This is a genomic window from Stenotrophomonas sp. NPDC077461 (assembly GCF_049545475.1).
Lineage (GTDB): Bacteria > Pseudomonadota > Gammaproteobacteria > Xanthomonadales > Xanthomonadaceae > Stenotrophomonas > Stenotrophomonas nematodicola.
On sequence record NZ_JBMWDO010000004.1, the window covers coordinates 246,321 to 266,498 of the forward strand.

The window sequence follows — 20,178 nt, forward strand, 5'->3', positions numbered from 1 at the left end:
GAGGCCCGATGCCGTAGGCTCGCCAGCCATGTCCCTGTCGTGGAGCCCGACCGCATGCGTGATGCCGAACCGATGATCAGTGGAGTGCCCGCAGCGCCTGCCGGACGCTCGCGCTCGATGCTGATCGCCGGCCTGTCCACGGTGGTGGAGTGGTACGACTTCACGCTGTACCTGTACCTGGCCACGGTGGTGTCGCGGGTGTTCTTCGGGGGCGGCGAGCATGCGTTGCTGGCCACCCTGGCCGGGTTCGCCGTGTCCTATCTGATGCGCCCGCTGGGGGCGCTGTGCTTTGGCCATCTCGGCGACCGCTTCGGGCGGCGCGTGATGATGCTGGCCTCGATGCTGCTGATGACCGTGGCCATGCTGGCCACCGCGCTGTTGCCCACGTTCGCCACGCTGGGCACCACTGCCGGGGTGCTGTTGCTGCTGCTGCGCTGCCTGATGGCGTTCTCGGTCGGTGGCGAGTACACCGGCGTGGTCGCCTACCTGCTGGAATCCGCGCCGCCGCGGCGGCGGGGGTTGATCACTTCGCTGGCGTCGGCTGCCAGTGAGGTGGGCGCGCTGCTGGCGGTGGGGCTGTCGGCATTGACCGTTGCGTTGTTGAGCACGGCGCAGCTGGATGCGTGGGGCTGGCGCATTCCGTTCTTTGTCGGGGCTGCCCTCGCTGGTGCGATCCTGCTGGCACGCTCGCGGATGCAGGAATCGCCGGAGTTCGAACGGCAACAGGCGGCTGGCACCGTGCCGGTGTCACCCATCCGCGACACCTGGCGGCATCATCGCAGCGCGGTGGCGCGCACCTTCGCGATTTCCGCGCTCGGTTCGATCACCTACTACGTGGGCATCACCTACGTTCCGGCGTTTCTCGGCTCGGTGGGCAAGGTCGGGGAGTCGACGGCGTTGTGGTTGTCCACCGTGGCGGCAGTGGCCGTGATCGGGGTGACGCCGCTGGCCGGCGCGCTGTCGGACCGGATCGGTCGACGCCCGGTGCTGATCGCGCTGGCGCTGCTGTCGGCGCTGCTGCCGTTGGGCATGTTCGCGGTGATGGCCGCGGGCAGCACCGTGCAGATCGCTGTTGCCGCCGTGGTGCTGGCCTGCCTGGCCGGAGGCGTCAGTGCGGTCGCCGCCCCGGCGACCGCTGAACAGTTCCCGGGCGAAGGCCGCCTCAGCGGGCTGGCGCTGGGCGTGACGATGGCGACGGCGTTCTTCGGCGGCGCCACGCCGCTGGTCGCCGAACTGCTGGTCCGGCACAGCGGGTGGTCCGCTGCGCCGGGCGCGATGATCGCGCTGGTGGCCGTGCTGGTGCTGCCGGTGATGTGGACGCTGCGCGAGACGCGTCCTCAGAACTTCCAGCGCAGGCTGGCCGAGACGAAGCGCGGCTCACCGTAGTTGTTGTAGTCCAGGTTGGCCCAGTAGGTCTTGTCCAGCGCGTTGCGCACGCTGAGGGTGGCCATCCAGTTGTCGCTGATGCGGTAGTTGGCGTTGAGGTTCACCAGCATGTACGCCGGCTGGTTGACGGTGACGGTGCCACCCAGCGGGTAGGGGATGTTGTAGCCGCGGACCCTGCTCTGCCATGAGAACCCGCCGCCCAGGCTCAGCCGCTCCAGCGCGCCGGACAGCTGCACGGTGGTGTTGAGCTGCAGGAAGTCTTCGGGCAGGTTGGCGTAGATCAGGTCGGTCGCCGCACGGGTCACCTTGACGTGCGTGTAGCCGGCATTGACCGTCCAGCCCGGCAGAATCTGGCCGTTGACGTCCACTTCCCAGCCACGTGACTTCGTGCCGTTCACGCCCACGTACGCCGAGCTGCCATCGCTCAGCGACCCGTCCGGCTGGGTCATGTCGCGCACCGCGTAGTTGTCCTGCTTGGCCTCGAAGATCGCCGCGTTGGCGGTCAGGCGGCCATCGAACCACTGCGACTTGATGCCCGCTTCCAGGTTGGAGCCCTGCACCGGCGCGAGCAGGTTCTCATTCCTGTCCTTGAAATTCTGCGGGTTGAAGATCTCGGTGTAGCTGGCATAGACCGACAGCGCCGGCAGGATCTCGTACACCAGGCCCACATACGGCGTGACCTCGTCGGTGACCTTGTACTGGCCGCTGGTGGCGGTATACGCACCGCGCGTGTTGTAGGCGCGGGTCAGGGTTTCCCAGCGGCTCAGGCGCGCGCCGGCGATCAGCGACAGCGGATCGGCCAGACGCAGGCGGGTGGAGGCGTACACGCCGCTCTGCGTGGTGCGTTGGACGCGGCGGGCGCCGGTGCGGCTGGCGGTCAGCTCGGGGATGTCGCCGTCCCAGGTGTACAGGTTCGGGATGTCGTAGCGCCAGGTGTTGACCGGGGTGAGCGTCCAGGTGGTCGATTCCAGGTCCGACCAGCTGCCACCCACCACCACATCGTGCTCGCGGCCGAACAGCGCGAAACTGCCCGACAGAAACACGTCCACGCCGTTGCGGGTGTCCTCGGCGTCACCGGCACCGGCCATCAGGGTCACGCCGCTGCCCGTGGTGGGATCGGGATAGCCGCTGCCGTAAACGCGCACGTTCTGCACATTGCCTTCGGTGTGAGCCGCATTGACCCTCAGCATCCAGTTCTCACCGAATGTCTGCTCCAGATTGGCGAACGCGGTGCTGGTCTCGCGCTGCCAGCGTGTCCACTTCGGGGCCATGTTGGTTTCGCGCGGGAGGTGCGCAAAGCTGCCATCGCTGTTGAAGAACGGCACGGTACCCCAGGTCGAGCCGACCGGGTTGTTGTCCTGGCGCTGGTAGCCCACGGTGACGGTGGTGCTGTCGGTGAGGTCGCCTTCCAGCACCGCCATCCCGGACATTTTGTCTTCGGTGTAGCGGTCGTAGTAGTAGTCGCGGTCCTGGTAGGCGGCGACCACGCGGCTGCGGAAACGGCCATCGGCGGTCAGCGGCGCGTTGACGTCCGCTTCCATGCGGCGGAAATCCCAGCTGCCGGCGCTGATCGCGAAGGACGCATCGAACTCGCGACCGGGCCGCTTGCGCAGCAGGTTGACCGTGGCCGAGGGAATACCGGCACCGCTGAGCAGGCCGTTGGCGCCGCGGATCACCTCGATGCGGTCGTAGAACGCGGTGTCATATTCCTGGTTGGTGGACCCGCTGTAGGTGGGCAGGCCATCCACCTGGAAGTCGGTGATGGTGAAGCCACGCGCGTAGTAGAGCGGGCGCTGGGTATCGTAGAAGGACACGTTGACGCCGGTGACGTTGCGCATCACGTCGTTGATGCTGTACAGCGATTCGCTCTGCAGGCGTTCCAGGCCGATCACGCTGGTCGACTGCGGGGTCTCCTGCAGCGTGATGGGCAGGCGCGTACTGCTCGACGGCGTGGCCTGGGCGGCGACTACGCGGACCTTGTCCAGGGTCCTGGCGTCGGTGGTGCCGGCTGCATCGGTGGCGGCATCGGCCAGCGCCAGCGACGGGGTCAGCGACAGCACGGAGAGCAGGGCCAGGCCCAGCGGCGCACGGCGGGGGGAGCGGAGCGGACGGTCACGGAAAGACATGCAGGGGTCTCGAATCGGTCTCGGGAGAGGGGGCAGCACCGCGGCCCGACGCGACAGCGCCAGGCGACAGGTCCTTCTGAAGGCGGCGCGGGCAAGCGTCCGCCAGGGGTGCCGTGGAGCGTTCAGCGGGGCAGACGGCAGTCCGTTGAGACCGTCCAGCACCCGCACCGGCGATGCAGCGGGGTGCAAATGTAAAGCGTTCTCATTCGCTTTACAAATACTCCCTGCGACGCCAAAGGGCGCGGAGGGTCGTGCGGGACGACATTGGCGGCCGGTATCCGCGTCGACGGGTGCCGCGACGGGCCGCCGCATCCGGCCGGCCCCCGGCGGGGGCCGCTCCGGCAAAGGCGCCCGGTGGCGGGCGCCGCAGGCCTTACAGTGCCTGGAGTTCTTCGTTGGCGTTGCGCTTCTTCTCGGCCGGTGCGTTGGCCGGCGGGGTCAGCATCACCGCCGGCGACGTGTCCACCGGCACGTCCAGGTAGGGCAGCTTCAGGGTTTCGCTGGTCTGGCGGCGCACTTCGTTGGTCAGCGCCGCGCTGTCGTTGAGCTTTCGCCCGTACGACGGCACGATCTGCTTCAGCCGCGTTTCCCACCCGGCCGCCATCTGCTCGGGGAAGGCTTTCCTGAGCAGCTCCAGCATGATCGGCGGCGAGGTCGAGGCGCCCGGAGACGCACCCAGCAGGGCCGCGAGGGTGTGGTCCTTGTCGGTCACGATCTCGGTGCCGAACTGCAGGATCGCGCCCTTGTCCGGATCACGCTTGATGATCTGCACCCGCTGCCCGGCGGTGACCAGTGTCCAGTCCTCGCGCTTGGCGCTGGGAAAGTACTTGACCAGTTCGGCCTGGCGGTCGTCGTCGTTCAGGCGCGCCTGGCCCATCAGATACTTCACCAGGTCCAGGTTCTCGGCGCCCACGTCGAGCATGCCGGCCACGTTGTTGTGGTTCACCGACGAATACAGATCGAACCATGACCCGTGCTTGAGGAACTTGGTGCTGTACAGCGCGAAGGGCCCGAACAGCACCACCGGCTTGCCATCCAGCCTGCGCGCATCCAGGTGCGGCACCGACATCGGCGGCGAGCCGGTCTCGGCCATGCCGTATGCCTTCACCCCGTGACGCCCGGCGATGGCCGGCGACTGGAACGCCAGGAACTGGCCGCCCACCGGGAAGCCGGCGTAGTTCTTCGACTCCGGGACGCCCGACAGCTGCAGCAGCTTCAACGCGGCACCACCGGCACCAATGAACACAAAGCGTGACTTGATCGTCGACTCGGTGCCCGAGGTGAGGTCCTTCACGGTGACGTTCCAGCTCTTGTCATCGTTCTGGCGCAGCGCGCCGACTTCATGCTTCAGATGCAGCTGGAAGTTCGGGCTGCGCTGCAGGCCGGCGGTGAGCTGGCGGGTGATCACGCCGAAGTTCACGTCGGTGCCCAGCGGCATCCAGGTGGCCGCCACCTTCTGCTTCGGATCGCGGCCTTCCATCAACAGCGGTGCCCACTGCCGGATCTGCGCGGGATCTTCGGAGTACTGCATGCCGTAGAACAGCGGGTTCTTCACCAGCGCCTGCTGGCGCTTGTGCAGATAGGCGATGTTGTCGTCGCCCCACACAAAGCTCATGTGCGGGGTGGGGTTGATGAAGTCCGACGGCTGGCTCAGGCGGCCGGCCTTGACCTGGTGCGACCAGAACTGGCGCGAGATCTCGAACTGCTCGGCGATGCCCACCGCACGCTTGGTCTCGATGCTGCCATCGGGCAGTTCCGGGGTGTAGTTGAGTTCGGCGAACGCCGAATGCCCGGTGCCGGCGTTGTTCCAGCCGTCCGAGCTTTCCAGCGCGACGCCGTCGAGGCGCTCATAGAGCTGGATGTTCCAGTCCGGCTGCAGTTCCTGCAGGAACGTGGCCAGGGTGATGCTCATGATGCCGCCGCCGATCAGGACCACGTCCACCGGCTTGTCGTTGCCGGCGGCGGGGACCGAGCGCTGCGTCAGCGGCCAGTACAGGAAGAGGGCCGATGCCAGCAGCAACAGCACGAGCAGGCCGAGGGCGACCTTCGCTATTTTTTTCATGGGGATCCCAGAGGAAGGAGACGTGAACAGGATGCCGCCGCTGCCGGGGACGCCCGTGAAAACAGGGGTCACAGCGGTTCCTTGGCGCGGATTCTAGCCCTTTCCGGTACGGATTTGGTGCAACGCAGCATCCGATGGGGTGACCCCACCGGTTCCCGCAGGTAAACTGAATGCGCAACGGATCGCTACGAAAGAGACAGGTACGCAATGGCAAGGACGCTGGTTGTGGTCGGTGACCACCTCCATCTGGGCGGCACGGTACTGGCCGGCTCGCCCTTCACGGATATCGACGGACGCGCAGTGGCCCGGGTCAACGACGCGGTGCTGTGCAGCAAGCACGGCCCCGGCGTGATCGCCAGCGGCGACGCCACCCTGATCATCGACGGCAACCCGGTCGCCCGGCATGGCGACAAGGCCAGCTGTGGCTGCACGCTGCTGGCCGGCCAGCAGGCGACGGTGAGCGTGGAGGCCGGCGGCGGCGGTGGCGGTGGTGGTAGCGGTGGGTCCGGCAACGCCGCCGCGGTGCTCGCCGCCGCAGTCTCCATCGCGGCGGCAGTGCTGAAGGCGAGCAAGCCTGCCGATGCGCCACCGGCCGCGCCCGAGGAGGCCCCGCAATGCTGGGTGAGTGACCATGAGGCGAAGATCGCGGTGAACGCCGACGGGCGTTATTCCGAAACGTTCGACCCGGCGGGCACCCGCTACGACTGGACGTTCCCGGTGACCTACAGCATCGCCGTGCCGCTCAGGTCCGGCGGGGATGTCGTGGTGTCGATCAAGGTCCGCGTACAGCCGCTGGCCGGCGTCACCGCCGGCGACGTCACCACGGCCAAGCTGCGCATGATGGAAGGCGTGGATACCTACTGGAACGGCAAGTTCACCCTGGCGGTCAACGACCCGCAGTGCGGCACGCGCACGTTCCCGATCCGCTATGCGATCCAGTGGGTGGACGGTGGCCAGGACTACACGCTGCAGCTGCACAAGGAGTACGACCGCGAAATGGTCGATCCGCCGCTGGTGTTTGTCGCCACCACCACCGACCCCTGGACCTACGCGCACGAGTTTGCCCACACCCTGGGCCTGCCCGACGAGTATTCCGAGAACGAGGACGACGCCTCGGACACGGTGCGCTACATCCGCCCCGACGGCACCGTCGACCCCGTGGGGGTGGAGGCGATGGCCTACCGCGACAGCACCGACCCGCAGGCCACCATCATGTCCACGTACCATAGCGCCGGTACCCACCCCAGGCATGCCTGGAACATTGGTCGCGAGGTGCAGGAACTGCTCCGTCGCGAGCTCGGCCGGGAGCTGACATGCACCGTTTCCTGATTCCCCTGATTCCCCTGATTGCCCTGTTTGCCGTTTCACCTTCGTCTGCACAGAACCCAGAGCCTGCCCCCATGATCGAACTCCACGCCCGCTGCATCGACGACGCCCACTGCCGCTTCACCGGCGACGACGTCCGGGTGGAACTGGAACTGCGCAACGGCGGCCGCAGCGCGGTGGCGCTGCCGGTCGCCTTCCTGCGCAAGCGCGGCCCGGCGGTACGGCTGGTGGACCGCCATTCGGGCAAGGAAAAGCAGTTGCGCCGCAACCCGGTGGACGGCCTGATGCTGAAGGACCTGGAGACCCTGGCACCGGGCCAGTCGGTGCGTTTCAGCTGGCCGATCGTGCCGAAGGAAATCAACGATTTCGCGCTGCGCCCGGTCGATCTGGATGCGGTCTTCAGCTTCAACATCACCCCCGAACGCAAGGGTGCCGACGCCACCATCGTGCGCGCGAAGGTGCACATCGTGGACGGCCGCGCCGGGCTCGACGCGCGCTGAGCCGGCTGGCGGCCGGGGGGCTCAGGTCCCGCCCAGCGTGAAGTACTCCAGCAGGAAGTAGGTCGCCTGGTACGCCAGCGCGGTCGCGGCCAGCAGCAGATGGGCGCGCCGCGATCGCAGCGCGACGCCCAGCCCGGCAATCAGCAGCATTGCCGCGGTGTGCAGCAGATAGGCCTCGCCCAGTGCCTGCCAGCGGCTGTGGCCCTTGATCGCCGTATCCCCCAGGTCCAGCAGGGTGATCAGCGCCAGCACCCCGAAAAAGCCGCTGCGACGCTGCAGCAGGTAGTTCTCCAGGCTGCCGAACTCGCGCACGTCGTCGGGGAACAGCAGCACGCACAGCATGTACCAGGCGGCGCAGTAGCCGATCACGAACACGTAGGTGCCGAAGGTCCAGTGCCGCACCTCGGTGAGCCGGAACTCCCACCACCAGAACGTCACCACCGAGACCAGCGCCCACGCCACCCAGCACAGGTGGACCCACGACAGTCCCCGGCGCTGGGGGTGCTCGATGATCGACGCCAGCCCGCGCAGCAGTGTGGTGATGCTCAGGCCGAGGATGATGCCGAGCACCACCCGGATATGCAGGAACAGCGGATCGCTTTCCATCGACGACCCCGTGGCGGGAATGGGCTGATGCTGCCCGCGCGCAGGTCAGCGGCGCGTGACCGCCGTCACCGCCGCGCTCGCGGGCTATCGCTTCTTCCGCACCAGCGCCGCCGAGGCCCCCAGCACCGCGCGGGTCAGCAGCGACATCGTCTGCACATCGCCCTTCCAGTGCTGCCAGTACAGCGGCACGTCTTCCCAGGCGCGCTGCTTCATCAGCACCAGCCGCCCGGCCTCCAGGTGGCGCTTGACCAGGGGCAGGGGATTCATGGTCCAGCCCAGCCCGCCGAGGTTGGCCTGCACGAATGCGCGGGTCGACGGAATCCACCAGGTCGGGGCGGTCAGCGGCAGGTCCTCACCGGCCAGGCGCCGGGCGAAGCGTGCCTGCAGGTCGTCCTTGCGGTTGAACACCAGCACCGGGGCCTGCGCCAGCGACTGCGCGTTGACGCCCTTGGCGAAGTGCTGGGCATGGAAGGCCGGGGTGCACGTGGCGGCGTAGCGGATGCTGCCCAGCGCGTGGATCTGGCAGCCCTGCACCGGCTCGTCCAGCGTGGTCACGGCACCCAGCACCGCGCCCTGGCGGAGCAGCGCGACTGTGTGGTCCTGGTCTTCCAGGCGCAGGTCCAGGGTGGTGCCGGTCTGTGCGGCGAAGCTGCGCGCAGCCTCGGGAAACCAGGTTTCCAGACTGTCGTGGTTGACCGCCACCGGGATGCTGGCGTGCGGGAGGTCCTCGTCGGCGATGCCCATGCGATGCAGGGCGTCGTGCTCGAGCAGCGCGGTCTGCTCGGCCAGCTGCACCAGCACCTGGCCTTCCGGGGTCGCCACCGCCGGGGACGAGCGCTTGACCAGCAGCCGGCCGACCCGGTCCTCCAGCGCCTTGATCCGTTGGGACACCGCCGAGGCGGTGACATTGAGCGACTGGGCGGCGCGCTCGAAACTGCCTTCGCGGACGACGGCGGCAAGGGCGCGGAGCTGGGCGTGGTCGATCCGCATGATCTTAAGTATGGCTAAAGGAGGTTAAGTAAGTTTAGCTCTACTTTTCCATGCTGCGGCGCGACAATACGCGCCATCCGGTGCTGTACGCCTTGGCGAGGCACCGCCCCCCGCAACACAGGTGGTCTCCCATGTTCTCCATCATTTCCGGCAGCGCCGGGCTCGCCGCATGGTTCAGCGGCGCCGCCACCGGCATTGGTCTGTTCGCCGTCGTCGGCGCGCAGAGCGCCTTCATCCTGCGCCAGGGCATCCTGCGCAAGCACATCGTGCCGGTCGTGGCGACCTGCGCGGCGATCGACGCCGCCTTCATTTTCGCCAGCGTCGCCGGCCTGCGCACCCTGACGCATGCGCTGCCGTGGCTGACCACGGCGGTGCTGTGGGGCGGCGTGGCGTTCCTGGCCTGGTATGCATGGCAGTCGGCGCGCCGCGCGCTGGCCGGCGGTGGCGGCGGCATGGACATGGACGACGGCGGCGACACCTCGCGCCGCGCGGTGCTGATGTCGGCCGTCGGCTTTTCGCTGATCAACCCGCACTTCTGGCTGGACATGATGGTGATCGGTTCGATTGCCGAGAACTTCGGTACGTCGCGCATGGCCTTCGCCGCCGGCGTGGTCACCGCCAGCTGCCTGTGGCTGACCGCGCAGGGGCTCGGCGCGCGCCTGCTGGCACCGTTGTTCACCAAGCCGAAGACCTGGCGCATCCTCGATGGCACCATCGCGGTGATCCTGTCGATCCTGGCGCTGACCCTCGCGTTCCGCGGTATGCATTGATACCTCTCTCCATCGATGCATGCCTTGAATGGCACCGTTCGCGGTGCCATTTTTCTGTGTGCTTTCCGCACTGGTTCCCGACCCTGCCTTCCGCCTAGAATCGGGCGCTTGGACATGAAGTCCGATAGCCGGGGGAATGGATGAGCAGGATCAGATGGGCCGCCATGCTGGCGGTGGTGTGTGCGGCACTTCCGGCGCAGGCCGGGACGGTGGATCTGGACCGCTATCTGCGGCAGCAGAGTTTCGAGGACATCCAGATATCGCCGGGAGGCGAGTACATCGCCGCGACGATACCGCTGGAAGATGCAACCGCGGTAGCGATCCTGCGTCTGCCGGACATGCAGATGGTGGGCAATTTCAAACCGCCCAGGAACAACCACGCCCATACGGTCAACTGGGTCAGCAACGAGCGCATCGTGGTCGGCCTGGCCCAGAAGCTCGGCGCGCGCGATGCGCCGCAGCCCACCGGCGAGCTGTTCGGCATCAATGCCGATGGCAAGCGCGCCGAGCTGCTCGTCGGCTACCGGGTGCAGGAAGGTCAGGGTACCTATATCAAGGTCAAGAAAGCGGGCGATGTGGCCGCCTACATGGCCGACGACCTGCCCGACGACGACCGGTATGCGCTGATCGAGGTGTGGCCCTTCAGCGACGATCCCTATCCGCAGGTCGAACGCATGGACGTGCTCAGCGGCCGGCGCACGATGGTGGTGCGGTCGCCGGTGCAGCGCGGCAGCTTCACCACCGACAACCAGGGCGAGGTGCGCTTTGCACTGGGCGCGGCGAACGACCGCGTCAACAAGCTGTACTACCGCGCGCCTGGCGGCGAGTGGTCGCTGGTCAACAGCCAGAGCGTGAGCGGGCGCACCGAGGTACCGCTGGGCTTCTCGGCCGATGGCCGTCTGGCCTACCTGCAGGTCGAACAGGCCAGCGGGCCGGATGCGATCGTCAGCTGGGACCCGGAGACCAACGAGCGCCGGACGCTGTTGCGCGATGCGGTCGTGGACCCGCATCGGATCATCCGCCAGCCCGGCACCCGCATCCCGGTTGGTGCGCTGTACCTGGGCGATACGCCCCGTACCGCGTTCTTCGATGACGCCTCGGCCACGGCGCGGCAGTACCGCAGCCTGGAAGCCGCGCTGGGTGGGCCGGTCTACATCACCTCCAGCACCCGCGATGGCAGCAAGCTGCTGCTGGAAACCTGGTCCGGGCGCAATCCCGGCGACTTCTTCCTGTTCGATACCGCCCGCAAGAACGCCGCGCACCTGGCCAGCCGCAGCCACTGGATCGACGCGACCAAGAGTGCCGAGGTACGGCCGGTTGCCTTCAAGGCCCGCGACGGTCTGCCGCTGCATGGGTTCCTCACGCTGCCGTACGGCAGCGACGGGCGCAACCTGCCGATGGTGGTGGTGCCGCACGGCGGGCCGATCGGCGTGTTCGACCGCGGTGATTACGACATCGAGTCGCAACTGCTGGCTGCCGCCGGTTATGCCGTCATGCAGATCAACTTCCGCGGCTCGTCCAACTATGGGCGCGCACATACCGAGGCCGGCCGCCTGCAGTGGGGCATGGCGATGCAGGACGATGTCACCGATGCCACGCGCTGGGCGATCGCGCAGGGCGTGGCCGACAAGGCGCGCATCTGCATCTACGGCGCCAGCTATGGCGGCTACGCGGCGATGATGGGGGCGGTGCGCGAGCCCGGCCTGTACCAGTGCGCGGCCGGGTATGTAGGCGTGTATGACCTGCCGCTGATGTACGCGCGCGGCGATGTGCAGAAGACCGCATTCGGCCTGACTTACCTGCGCGAGTGGATGGGCCGTCCGAAGGACCTGGCCGACCGCTCGCCGGTCAACCTGGCCGAGAGCATCAAGGTGCCGGTGTTCCTGGCTGCCGGCGGCAAGGACGAGCGCGCGCCGATCGAGCATACCAAGCGCATGGAAGCCGCCCTCAAGAAGGCCGGCGTACCGGTGGAATCGCTGTACTACCCCACCGAAGGGCACGGGTTCTACACCGAGGAACATCGCACCGTGTACTACACCCGGTTGCTGGCGTTCCTGTCGCGCAGCCTCGGCGGTGCCACGGCCACCACCACACCTGCCGGCAAGGGCAAGGCGCCCTGACCGCGCCGCGTGCGGTGGCGGCATCGCCCGCCGCCGCGCCACACCGGGGCCTGCCTGGCCCGGACCATCGTTATCTGCCGGACACGCCGTCCGGCAGCCAAGGGGGAAGGATGCGCACGTTGACTCTGGCGGCACTGGCCGTCTGCATGACCCTGGCCGGGCAGGCCGCCGCGGTGGATCTGGATCACTACCTCCGCCGGGACAAATTCACCAGCATCAAGATTTCGCCATCGGGCGACTACTTCGCCGCCACCGTGCCTATGGAGGACCGTACCGCGCTGGCGATCATGCACCGCGTGGAAGGTCGCCTGACCGGCTCGTTCGTGCCGCCGCGCGACAACCATGCGTCCGACTTCCACTGGGCCAGCGATGACCGTGTGGTGATCGGCCTGGCCGAGAAGTTCGGCTCGCATGATGCGCCGCGCCCCACCGGCGAGCTGTTCGCCATGAACGCCAACGGCGGCCGGGGCGAGCTGCTGATCGGCTACCGCGCGACCGCGCGGCAGGGATCGCGCATCCAGCCGAAGAAGGGCGACGCGGTGGCTGCGTTCCTGGCCGACGACCTGCCCAATGATCCGCGCGGCGTGCTGGTCACCACGTGGCCGTTCTCCGCCGATCCCTTCACCCGCGCCGAGCGCCTGGACGTGGTCACCGGTCATCGCCAGGTGGCCGCGCGCGCACCGGTCCAGCGCGCGCGCTTTGCGACCGACCCGCAGGGCGAGGTGCGTTTTGCCTATGGGGCCGGCGGCGACAACATCAACAAGCTGTACTACCGCGCGGCGGCCGGCAACGACTGGACGCTGGTCAACGATGAGAACGTCAGTGGGCACATCGAACGGCCGGTCGGCTTCTCCTCCGATGGCACGCTGGCCTACCTGATCGTGGAGCAGCCGCGCGGGCCGGCGGCATTCGTCTCGTGGAACCCGGCCACCGGCGAACGCCTGCCCGTGCTCTCCGATCCCGTCGTGGACCCGGCACGGGTGATCTACCGGCAGGGCACCTCGATCCCGGTCGGTGCGCTGTTCATGGGCGATACCCCGCGGACGCGCTTCTTCGACGAGAAATCCGCCGACGCACGCATGCATCGCAGCCTGGAAGCGGCCTTCGGCGGCGAGGCGGTGTATGTCACCTCGTCCACCCGCGACGGCAAGCGCCTGCTGCTGGAAGTCTGGTCCGGCCGCAACCCCGGCGACTTCTTCCTGTTCGACACTGTGGCCAAACATGCCGAACACCTGCTGAGCCGCAGCGACTGGATCGATCCGGAGGCGGCGGCGGTGGTGCGCCCGATCGCGCTGAAGGCACGCGACGGTCTGCCGCTGCACGGCTACGTGACCGTGCCCAAGGGCAGCGAAGGCAAGCGCCTGCCGATGGTGGTGGTGCCGCACGGCGGTCCGTTCGATGTCTATGACGATGGCCGCTACGACAGCGAGAACCAGCTGCTGGCCGCCGCCGGTTATGCGGTGCTGCAGGTCAATTTCCGTGGCTCGGGCAACTACGGCCGTGCCCACGAGCAGGCCGGCGCGCGCCAGTGGGGCGGCACGATGCAGGACGACGTGACTGACGCCACCCGCTGGGCGGTGGAACAGGGCATCGCCGACGGCTCGAAGATCTGCATCTACGGTGCCAGCTACGGCGGCTACGCCGCGCTGATGGGCGTGGCCAGGGAACCGGCGCTGTACCGTTGCGCGGCGGGCTATGTGGGCGTCTACGACCTGCCGATGATGCATACCACCGGCGACATCCAGGGGCGGCGCTCGGGCGAAACCTATCTGAAGGAATGGATCGGCGAGCGGAGCGAGCTCGCGGCGGTGTCGCCGGTCAATCTGGCCGACCGCATCAAGGTGCCGGTGTTCCTGGCGGCCGGGGGCCAGGACGAACGCGCCCCCATCCAGCACACCAGGCGCATGGAAGCGGCGTTGCAGAAGGCCGGTGTTCCGGTGGAGTCGTTGTACTACCCCACCGAAGGCCACGGCTTCTACACCGACGACCACCGGCGCGAGTACTACACCAGGCTGCTCGCCTTCCTGTCGCGCAGCCTGGGCGGCGCGACCGCCACGGCACCGGCGGCACCGGCCCAGCCCTGAGCCGGCACGGCGGACGATGGCGCCTGCGCGCCATCGTCCGGCGGGATCAGAACACGTAGTTGAGGTGCATCTGCGCCTGGGTGTCCGGAGTGCCCAGCAGGCGTTGCGCCAGCACCGCCCCGCCCAGCGCCAGGCGCTGGCGACGGTAATCCGCGCCGATCATCACCCGGTAGTCCACGCCCGACGTGCGGCCCGGCAGCTCGAATGCGTGGCCCGCCGCCCCGTGCAGATACGCCAGGCGACCGCGGGCATGCTCCTTGACGGAGCCGATCAATGCCGCGTCGCCACGCACTGTCCACGCCGACCCGAGCCGCGCCTGCGCGCCCGTGCCGGCTTCCCACTGTACGCCACGGCGCGTGCCCGCGCCCACCGAGAGCCCGAATGCGTCGGCGCCATGTTCGTGGAAGGCGGCCTCGCGGGTGTGGAACGCGGTGACGCCCAGCCGCGGTTGCCAGTGCACGGCGGCGGCCACCACATCGCGGCTCAGCATGCTGCCGATGCGGGTGCGCGAGAGCGCGCGCCGGCTGTGCGCCGTCGTGTGCGTAGCGCCCCACTGGAGCTGTCGTTGACCGTCCATCCGGTGCCACTCGTTGCCGAGGGTGTGCTGCACGCGGAACGCACCCAACGACTGGCCGATGCCCACGCCGGCGAAGCGCGACTGGCTGCGCGTCTGCCCGCCGTCGTGCGCGACATCCGTGCTGAGCAGGCCGGACATCATCTGCAGATGGCGGCCGCCCTGCATCGGTACCGCCAACTGCAGGCCGCTGCCCACGCCCTGCACGCCGTAGCGGGTGTCAGCGCCCGGCCCGAACGCCAGCAGGTGGTGGCCGTCGGTCGGCGCGCTGCGTGCCAGGCTCGACCAGAACGCCTCGCCGTTGGCGGCCAGGCGCTGGCTCGCCGCCATCACCTGCCCACCGGACAGCTGGTGCAGGGCACGGTTGAACTCGGCGGTGTCGGCCACTTCCAGGCTGTGGAACAGCGCCGAGTTGCCATAACCAGCTTCCAGCGCGGCCGCCACGCCCTGGACCGATGCATCGGCCAGCGCGCGGTAGTCATTGCGTGTCATCACCACATCGACGTTGCCGCTGGCATCGCGCTCGGCCTGCGCGCGCCACACCACCGTCGCGCTGCGGATGTTGTCTTCACCGCTGTCGGCCCCGGTAAACACACCCGGCAGGTGGACCTGCGACGCGGCGGTACCGCGGGTGAAGCCGGTGTCCACCGCGACATCGGCCAAGTGACCGCCCTGATGCAGCGCCATGCGCCCGGCGCTGCCATCGGCGTTCGTGCCCACGGTGTAGCCGCTGATGCCGCGCGGTGCCTGCCAACCCAGGTCGGCACCGGGCCGATTGACCGCAGCGGTGGCGGCATCGGCGTTGATGCCGCTGCCGCTGCCATACACATTGACCTGGCCGTTGTTGATCAGCCGGCCGCTCCCGCCCCCCGCACTCTGGAAGGCATGCGAGTGGTCGGCGTGGATGTTGATCACGCCGCCACGGCGGTTGTTGAGCGTGGCCGAGCCATCCGAACGCATCGCCACCAGGTGCTGGCCGTTGTCCGCACCGGCGATACCGAGGTTGATCGTGCCGTCGTTGATCAGGGTGGCGCCGCGCGCGCCGGACATGGCCACGGCGTGATCACCGGTCACGGTGAGGGTACCCTGGTTGAGCAGCGTCGCCGATGCGCCTTCGGCATGCAGGGCCGCGTGGTTGCGGGCATGGCTGGTGATCTGTCCGCCCACCCGGTTGATGCCCGTGCTGGCGTGGGTATCGGCGAGCAGGGTGAGCACCCGGGCATCGGCATCGAGCACGATGCTGCCGTGGTTGTTGAACGCTTCGATGGTGTCGCGGTCATTGCCGACGCGCGCGGTGGTGGCGTGGATAAGGCTGCCCTGGTTCAGCGCGCCACTGGCGTGGAGGGTGCCGTGATTCTCGAACCCGGCGGCACCGCCCAGCACGAACCCGCCGCCGTCCACGACCAGCCTTGCGGGGCGCTGGCGCTCGCCGTTGTCGAAATCGCTGTCGCCCTGCAGCACCACCAGTGTGTCGCGCAGCTGCATGTCGCCGTGGTTGTCGATCTCCGCATCGCCGTCCAGGGTGATGCGTGCCCCCTGTGCCGACAGGCGGCCGAAATTCTCCAGGCTGGCATCGGCCTGCAGATGCAGGCTGCCGCGCAGGTCGAGCTGGCCACGGTTGTCGAGGTCGCCATCACGCTCGATCACCAGGCGCGCGGCCTCGCCGACGCGCAGCGTGCCGTGGTTGTGCAGATGACCGTTGCCGCGCACCGTGAGGCTGCCGGCATTCAGCGCCAGGTGGCCGTCGTTGCGTGCGCTGCCGATGATGCGGGTGTCCACCGGCTGATTCCAAGCGGACTCGCCGCCAGCCGCGACCAGGATCTGGCGATCGCCGAACTGGCCGCCTTCCTGGCCGGGGACGGGACCGCCGCCGCCGTTCCCACCGCCATTGCCGCCGCCGTTGCTACCGCCGCCGCCGGCAGCGCCCGCCGCACCTGCTGCCACCGCGACAATGCCGCCGATCCACCACGCCGACAGGCCGCCTCGGCCGCTGCCCTGCGCCGTTTCGCAGTCGGTGTCGCCGACCGGATCGCACTGCGCCGCGGTGTCCGCGTGGGCAGGCAGTGCGGGCACGCCGCACAGGGTCAGGGCAATCATCGCGGCGAGCGGGTGGTGGAAGAGAACGGTACGGCGCATGGGCAGCTCCAGTCATGGGTACAGGACGAGGAAAGACGGAGCGTGTGCGGGTCGCGACACCGCTCCGACCGCGCGAGGGCGGTGAAGGAGCGTCATGGTCGTGACAACGCCGGAGGCTGTATTTGAAACAAATACGAAAATCCCAGAATGTGACCGGGTCGTATGGTGTTAGGAAACGTTTATGTGTTGCTGCTAAATCACAGCGCCTGAAACGCACAACGGCACCACATGGGTGCCGTTGTGCAGGTGCGTTGCGATGCCGCGCTACTTCACCCCGTGCATCATCCTTTTCAGCAGCGGTGAGCACAGCAGCGCCACCGCCGCACAGCCCAGGCCGATCCACATCAGCAGCCAGAACAGATGCTCGTAGCTGGCTGCGGCAGCGGCGATGTTCATCGTTTCGCCTTCGGGCACGTCGATCGCGGCGAGCTTGCCGAACAGCGCGGCCAGGGTTTCGGAGAACGCGGTGGCCAGGAACCAGGTGCCCATCATCAGGCTGACCACGCGCGGCGCGGCCAGCTGGGTGACCGCCGACAGGCCAACCGGCGACAGGCACATTTCGCCGATCTCCAGGATCAGATAGGCCAGTACCAGCCACCACACGCTGGCCATCTGGCCGGTGGCACCAACGTGCTGCGCGGCCAGTGCCAGCGGCACGAACGAGAGCGCGGCGAAGACCAGGCCGAACGAGGATTTGACCGGCTTGGACGGGTCCATGCGGCGACGGTCCAGCCACGCCCAGAGCATCGCGAACAACGGCGCCAGCACCACCAGGAACAGGCCGCCGAGGTAGGTCAGTGAACCGGCGGTCTGCGGAATCACCAGGCAGTCGCGGACCAGCATCACCAGCATCAGCGCGACGATGGCGATGAACAGGGTGCGCGGCGCGGCCGAGGCCGGGTTGCGTTCGGACAGACGCGCGGCCACCACGAAGCCCAGCGGCGCCAGCAGCAGCGAGGCGATCGACCACGGCAGCGGGGTGCCGCCCTGGATCACCAGCGCGGGCACCAGGTCCTTGGTCAGCAGGCGGTCGGTAAAGGTCACCCACGAGCCGTAGGTCTGCTCGTACAGGGTGAAGAACACCAGGGCCATGAAGATCAGCGCCATCAACGCGATCATCTGCTGGCGCTGCACCGGCGTGCAGCGGGTGCCGGTGAACCAGGCGAACCACACCAGCACGCCGCCCAGCACGACGATCATCAGCATCAACGCGAGGCTGATTTCGCCGCCCAGCGCGAAGGCGCCATTGGCGGCGGCCCACATCAGCGCGGCCACCGGGATCACCCCGAGCACCGCGACCGCGTAGATCAGCCATTCGCGGCGGATGCCGAGCACGCGGTGGCGCAGGGCCGGTGCGTCGGACGGTTCGGCATGGCCCTGCAGGTACTTCTGGCCCCACAGGAACATGACCAGACCGATCACCATGCCGATGCCGGCGGCGCCGAAGCCGTACTTCCAGCCGTAGGCTTCGCCGAGAAATCCACACACCAGCGAGGCGAACAATGCACCGAGGTTGATGCCGGCATAGAACAGCGAGAAGCCCGAGTCGCGGCGCGGGTCGTTCTCGGGATAGAGCTTGCCGACGATGGTGGAGATGTTTGGCTTGAGGAAGCCCACGCCCATGATGATCAGCGCCAGCGACAGGTAAGTGATGCCCAGCGCCGCCTCGTCGCGCACGATCTGGCCGTCGATGCGGGTGGCCGCGTGACCTTCGAAGGCCATGCCCAGGTGGCCGAGCACGAGCAGCACGCCGCCGAACACCACCGCCTTGCGCATGCCCAGCCAGCGGTCGGCGAGCAGGCCGCCGAACACCGGGATGCAATACACCAGGCCTCCGTACGCACCGAGCAGGTCGAGCCCGGCCTTGTCGCCGAACAGGTGGTACTTGGTGAGGTACAGCAGCAGCAGCGCCTTCATGCCGTAGAACGAAAAGCGTTCCCACATCTCGGTGAAGAAGCAGACGTAGACCCCTTTGGGATGGCCGAGGAAGTCGTCGGAGGCGGGCAGGGCAATGGCGGTCATGGGCGGGCAGGCAACAGACAGGCGGCGATTATGCCCCCTGTGCTGCGCAGGTGCCGGCACCCGTTCGGGCCATTGCTACGGTGGGTGGGGGCCGACCGTTGGTCGGCACGCCCTGCTCACAGATACCGCAACCACGCCAGATCCCGCCGCCGTGCCTTCAACCGCGCGAACGCCCGGGTCGGCCAGTACAGGGCGAGGACCAGCACGGCGGTCAGGACCCACAGGGTGGCCACATGGTCCACCCCGACGTATGCCCCGTGGGTCGGCCCCCGGTACGCCTCGGCAAGCACGTACAGCAGCTTCAGCACGTACAGGTGCAGCAGGTAGAAGAACATCGGCGCGGCACCGATATCGGCCAGCGGTGCCAGCACACGCGCGACGGCCGGCCGCTCGTACAGGCGCAGCAGCAACAACCCCACACCCAGGGTCAGCAGCAGGAACAGCAGCGAAGGCGGGTACTTGGTGACGTTGAACATGCTCATCAGCGTCGCACCGGCGGTGCCCAGCGTCTGCCACGGACTGTCGCCGTAGACGTTGACCGCGCGCAGCAGCACGAAGCCGAGCAGGGCGCCCCCGCCGGCCAGCACCAGCCGCTGCTGGCGTTGTGCGGCATCGCCGCCGCGCGCGAACCACGGCCCGATCGCGTAGCCCAGGGCGATCACGCCGATCCACGGCAGCACCGGGTAGGAGGTGCGCAGGCGCAGATGGTCACCCAGCGCGATCCAGTCGCGCTGGTGCAGCACCTTCCACAGGATCGCCAGCGGCCCGTCGCCCGTCACCCGCACACCGTCCAGCAGGTTGTGCCCGGCGATCAGCACCAGTGCCAGTGCCGCCAGCGCGCCACGCGGCAGCCACAGCAGCCCGGCCAGGACGATCATGCTCAGGCCGATCGCCCAGATCACCTGCAGGTAGATCACGCTGGGCGGGAACTGCAGGGTCCAGGCGAAGTTGACCACCAGCAGCTCCAGCGCCACCAGGAACAGGCCCCGCTTGAGCAGGAACGCGCTGGTGGCGCGCCGGCCATCGGCCTTCGTGCTGCCATACAGCCAGGCCGACAGCCCGGTGAGCAGCACGAACACGGGGGCGCACAGGTGGGCGAGCAGGCGGCTGACGAACAGCGCCGGCTCGGTCTGGTCCACCACCATCGGGTCCGGGACCTGATGGTGCAGGTAGAACGTTTCGCGGACATGGTCCAGCAGCATCAGCACGATCACCGTGCCACGCAGCTGGTCGATGGAGGTCAGGCGGGAGGCGAGGGGAGTGGTCACGGCAACGCCAGGATGTGGCGCGATAGGATATAACATAACTAATTGGCGCGACCAGGTGACCGGGCGACCAGGCCTTGCCGATCCGGGCGGCATGGCGGCGGCGTTGCCGCCCTATCGTCGTGACCACCGTGAGTCACGCGCGCTGCAGCACGTTTCACACTGGACTTGCCCGGACATGAACGCTAGCGTGGACCAGATTTTTTGCCAG

13 protein-coding genes are annotated in these 20,178 nt (G+C 68.1%); 6 read left to right on the forward strand and 7 right to left on the reverse strand.

Annotation, left to right across the window (positions count from 1 at the left end; translation table 11 throughout):
• The first annotated feature begins 54 nt into the window (after positions 1–54).
• A complete protein-coding gene (locus ACPEH8_RS09860; RefSeq protein ID WP_243746322.1) occupies positions 55–1,386 on the forward strand; it encodes an MFS transporter in 1,332 nt (443 codons plus the stop codon).
• On the opposite strand, the gene ACPEH8_RS09865 is transcribed toward ACPEH8_RS09860, so the two are convergent.
• Entirely contained in the window at positions 1,338–3,512 is a 2,175-nt protein-coding gene (locus tag ACPEH8_RS09865) for a TonB-dependent siderophore receptor (RefSeq protein ID WP_166472726.1), read from the reverse strand. The two genes, ACPEH8_RS09860 and ACPEH8_RS09865, sit on opposite strands and share 49 nt — an antisense overlap.
• Positions 3,513–3,885: 373 nt before the next feature.
• Positions 3,886–5,574, reverse strand: coding sequence for a malate dehydrogenase (quinone) (mqo, locus tag ACPEH8_RS09870; protein WP_423666609.1), 1,689 nt, complete (start codon positions 5,572–5,574; stop codon positions 3,886–3,888).
• A gap of 207 nt (positions 5,575–5,781) precedes the next feature.
• Between mqo and ACPEH8_RS09875 the strand changes: the two genes are divergently transcribed.
• Entirely contained in the window at positions 5,782–6,903 is a 1,122-nt protein-coding gene (locus ACPEH8_RS09875) for a PAAR domain-containing protein (protein ID WP_423666611.1), read from the forward strand.
• A 71-nt stretch (positions 6,904–6,974) separates the two neighbouring features.
• Complete coding sequence (locus tag ACPEH8_RS09880) at positions 6,975–7,400, forward strand: hypothetical protein (protein WP_017355771.1); 426 nt, start codon at positions 6,975–6,977, stop codon at positions 7,398–7,400.
• 21 nt (positions 7,401–7,421) lie between these two features.
• On the opposite strand, the gene ACPEH8_RS09885 is transcribed toward ACPEH8_RS09880, so the two are convergent.
• The gene (locus ACPEH8_RS09885) at positions 7,422–8,006 is read right to left on the reverse strand and encodes a hypothetical protein (RefSeq protein ID WP_017355772.1); all 585 of its coding nucleotides are present in this window, start codon (positions 8,004–8,006) and stop codon (positions 7,422–7,424) included.
• 84 nt (positions 8,007–8,090) lie between these two features.
• Positions 8,091–8,996, reverse strand: a complete 906-nt coding sequence (locus ACPEH8_RS09890) for a LysR family transcriptional regulator ArgP (protein ID WP_136006147.1) — start codon at positions 8,994–8,996, stop codon at positions 8,091–8,093.
• A 131-nt stretch (positions 8,997–9,127) separates the two neighbouring features.
• On the opposite strand from ACPEH8_RS09890, the gene ACPEH8_RS09895 reads away from it, so the two are divergent.
• From ACPEH8_RS09895 to ACPEH8_RS09905, 3 genes are all read left to right on the forward strand, one after another.
• Positions 9,128–9,766 (forward strand): LysE/ArgO family amino acid transporter, encoded by a 639-nt coding sequence (locus tag ACPEH8_RS09895; protein WP_423666613.1) that lies wholly within the window; start codon positions 9,128–9,130, stop codon positions 9,764–9,766.
• Positions 9,767–9,906: 140 nt separating this feature from the next.
• Positions 9,907–11,886: an alpha/beta hydrolase family protein gene (locus ACPEH8_RS09900; protein WP_026070734.1), complete on the forward strand. Its 1,980-nt coding sequence runs from the start codon at positions 9,907–9,909 to the stop codon at positions 11,884–11,886.
• Between the two features lie 110 nt (positions 11,887–11,996).
• The gene (locus ACPEH8_RS09905; protein ID WP_017355776.1) at positions 11,997–13,970 is read left to right on the forward strand and encodes an alpha/beta hydrolase family protein; all 1,974 of its coding nucleotides are present in this window, start codon (positions 11,997–11,999) and stop codon (positions 13,968–13,970) included.
• A 46-nt stretch (positions 13,971–14,016) separates the two neighbouring features.
• Here the strand turns inward: ACPEH8_RS09905 and ACPEH8_RS09910 are convergent, their stop codons facing one another.
• The 3 genes from ACPEH8_RS09910 to ACPEH8_RS09920 form a co-directional block, all read right to left on the reverse strand.
• Positions 14,017–16,680, reverse strand: a complete 2,664-nt coding sequence (locus ACPEH8_RS09910; protein WP_423666615.1) for a hypothetical protein — start codon at positions 16,678–16,680, stop codon at positions 14,017–14,019.
• A gap of 264 nt (positions 16,681–16,944) precedes the next feature.
• A complete protein-coding gene (locus tag ACPEH8_RS09915) occupies positions 16,945–18,702 on the reverse strand; it encodes an oligopeptide:H+ symporter (RefSeq protein WP_017355900.1) in 1,758 nt (585 codons plus the stop codon).
• A gap of 116 nt (positions 18,703–18,818) precedes the next feature.
• Positions 18,819–20,006: a heparan-alpha-glucosaminide N-acetyltransferase domain-containing protein gene (locus ACPEH8_RS09920; RefSeq protein WP_051008594.1), complete on the reverse strand. Its 1,188-nt coding sequence runs from the start codon at positions 20,004–20,006 to the stop codon at positions 18,819–18,821.
• Positions 20,007–20,178: the final 172 nt, after the last annotated feature.